Here is a 2,753-nt window from a genome sequence, read left to right as displayed (position 1 = left end):
GCCCACCGCCGTTCCGCGATGTCGACGCTGCGGATCGCGTTCTTGTCGGCATTGGTGCTCGAGTTGCTGGCCACGCTGGGCGTCGCGTTGGTCGCCGTCACTATCGGTCTGCGCCTGGTGTTCGGGCAGATGAGTCTGACCGCCGGTCTGACCGCCTTGCTGCTGGCTCCCGACGTGTACTGGCCGTTGCGCCGCGTCGGCGCAGAATTCCATGCCGCCCAAGACGGCAAGGCGGCAGCCGCCAAAGCTTTCGCGCTCCTCGACCAGCCGACCAGCGTCTCGACCGGACGCCGGACCGTATCCGCATGCGGGGCGGTGATCCGGCTCGAAAACCTCAGTGTCACCGGTCGCGACGGCAACGCACCAGCGAATCTCAGCGCCGTGATCCGGCCCGGCCAGGTCACCGTGGTGACCGGCCCAAACGGCTCCGGTAAAAGTACTGCGCTGCAGGTCATCGCCGGCCTGACGGCGGCGAACGAAGGTCGGGTCACCGTGGCCGGTATCGACATCGCCGACCTCGACCGCGACCGGTGGTGGCGACAGTTGTCCTGGCTGCCGCAACGCCCGGTGCTGATCCCGGGAACTGTCGCCGCCAACCTGAACCTCTTCGGTGAGCTTGCCGACGTCGGATCAGCCTGCGTTGCAGCAGGTTTCGCCACTGTGCTGGCCGAGTTGTCGGACGGGTTGCAGACTACGCTGGGGCGCGACGGGGTCGGATTGTCACTGGGACAACGTCAACGCCTGGGCCTGGCACGTGCGCTGGGGTCCACGGCGCCGGTGCTGCTCTTGGACGAGCCGACCGCCCACCTCGACACCGACACCGAGACCTGGGTGTTGCGTTCCGTCGTCGAGCGTGCGCGAGCAGGAGCCACCGTGGTGGTCGTCGCTCATCGCGAACCGGTTGTCGCGATCGGCGATCAGGTCGTCGAAGTGAGCGCGGAGCGCTATGCGTACATCTGATCCGCTGTTATCCGCGTCCAGCCTGCTTGGGCCACGGCTTCCCCGTCTGGTGTTCGCCGTCACACTTGGGGTGCTGTCGTTGAGCAGCGCGCTGGCATTGGCCGCAATTTCGGCGTGGCTGATCACGCGGGCCTGGCAGATGCCGCCGGTGCTCGACTTGTCCGTGGCGGTCGTGGCGGTTCGGGCGCTGGCGATTTCTCGGGGCGTGCTGCACTACTGCGAGCGGTTGGCCACCCACGACACCGCATTGCGGGCAGCCGGAAACGCCCGCGCCCGGATCTATCGAGGCCTGGCCCATGGACCGGTCGGCGTCGTGGCACGCCTGCACAGCGGCCAGCTGGTAACCCGGCTCGGTGCAGATGTCGACGAGTTGGCCGATGTGCTGGTGCGTGCGGTGTTACCGATCGCCGTGGCCACAGTACTGGGGATGGCCGCGACTGCGGTCGTCGCCGCCATCTCGCCAGCGGCGGCGCTGGTGCTGGCCGTGTGTTTACTCGCCGCAGGCGTTGTGGCGCCCTATCTGGCGGCTGCAGCTACAACGGCGCAGGAGAACGTTGCCCACCAACATCTTTCCGATCGCAACGCCTCAGCGATGATCGCGCTGGAACATGCACCCGAGTTGCGCGTCGGTGGCATCCTGTCCGACGTCATCGCGGAATCCACGCGACAGCACCGACGTTGGGCGGGCGCACTCGATCTAGCGGCGAAACCGGCCGCCGTCGCCGAGGCCGTGCCAACAGCCGCGATCGGGTTCAGCATGCTGGGAGCCGTGATCGCCGGTATCGGGATGGCGTCGTCCGTCGCGCCTACCACCCTGGCGATCCTGATGCTGCTTCCGTTGTCGGCGTTCGAGGCGACCACTGCGCTGCCGGCGGCCGCGATTCAGCTGACCCGCTCGCGGATCGCTGCTTGCCGCCTGCGCGAGCTGACTCAGTGCGGTGATACGCAGCCAGTTAACGGCGCTGCATCGCCCAGGACCAAAGAGTCACCGCGGTTGCTGGCCACCGATATTCGCACCGGGCACCCGGACGCGACCAATGCAGTTCGCTTGAGCGTCGACTTGCCGCCCGGCGCCAGGCTGGCGGTCACCGGTCCGAGCGGCTGCGGCAAGACCACGCTGTTGATGACGCTGGCCGGGTTGCTGCCACCGCTGCACGGCCGTGTCGAGTTGAATAGCACGCCGGTGGACCTATTGAGCGAAAGTGAATTACGCAGGGAAGTCGGCTTTTTCGCAGAGGACGCCCATATCTTTGCCACCACCGTCCGGGACAACTTGCTGGTAGCGCGCGGAGACTGCGGCGACGACCAGCTGATCGAGGCTCTGCACCGCGTCGGCCTCGGTCACTGGCTGGCCGGCCTGCCTGATGGGCTTGCGACGGTGTTGACGGGCGGCGGGCATGCGGTATCAGCGGGCCAACGGAGGCGGTTGCTGTTGGCCCGTGCGGTAATTTCGCCAGCCCGTGTCCTGCTGCTCGACGAGCCGACCGAACACCTCGACGCCGTTGACGCCGAAGCCCTTTTGCGTGAGCTGCTTTCCCCCGACGGTGGGCTGATGACCGCCGGGCGGACCGTCGTGGTGGCAACCCACCAGCTGCCCAACGGCATTCGGTGTCCGCAACTACGCATCGGTCACGACGAGTACGCTGATTGCCGGTTGTCCACGCCGGCCGATGTGGAGCGCTAGCCATGACAGATTCCTCGGACAGATCCGCCGACACGCCGTCGGATAGGCCCGAACCCTCGGCAGGCACACCGGAAAGCCGATCACCGTGGCGCCTGTGCGGTCAGCACAC

Annotated in this window: 2 protein-coding genes; both read left to right on the top strand. The window is 67.2% G+C overall.

Translation table 11 applies throughout. From position 1 onward, the window contains the following. The coding region (locus tag ACFE99_RS24705) for an ATP-binding cassette domain-containing protein (RefSeq protein WP_375489458.1) at positions 1 to 960 on the top strand (960 nt) is incomplete at its 5' end. After that, positions 947 to 2,644 carry a thiol reductant ABC exporter subunit CydC gene (gene cydC, locus ACFE99_RS24700; protein ID WP_375489456.1) on the top strand — a complete coding sequence of 566 codons (1,698 nt, stop codon included), beginning with the start codon at positions 947 to 949 and terminating at the stop codon, positions 2,642 to 2,644. The genes ACFE99_RS24705 and cydC, both read left to right, overlap by 14 nt. The last annotated feature ends 109 nt before the right edge of the window (positions 2,645 to 2,753 follow it).

The organism is uncultured Mycobacterium sp. (assembly GCF_964249325.1).
Lineage (GTDB): Bacteria > Actinomycetota > Actinomycetes > Mycobacteriales > Mycobacteriaceae > Mycobacterium.
The sequence above is the reverse complement of the archived record's forward strand: the minus strand, read 5'-3'. Positions and strand labels throughout refer to the sequence as shown.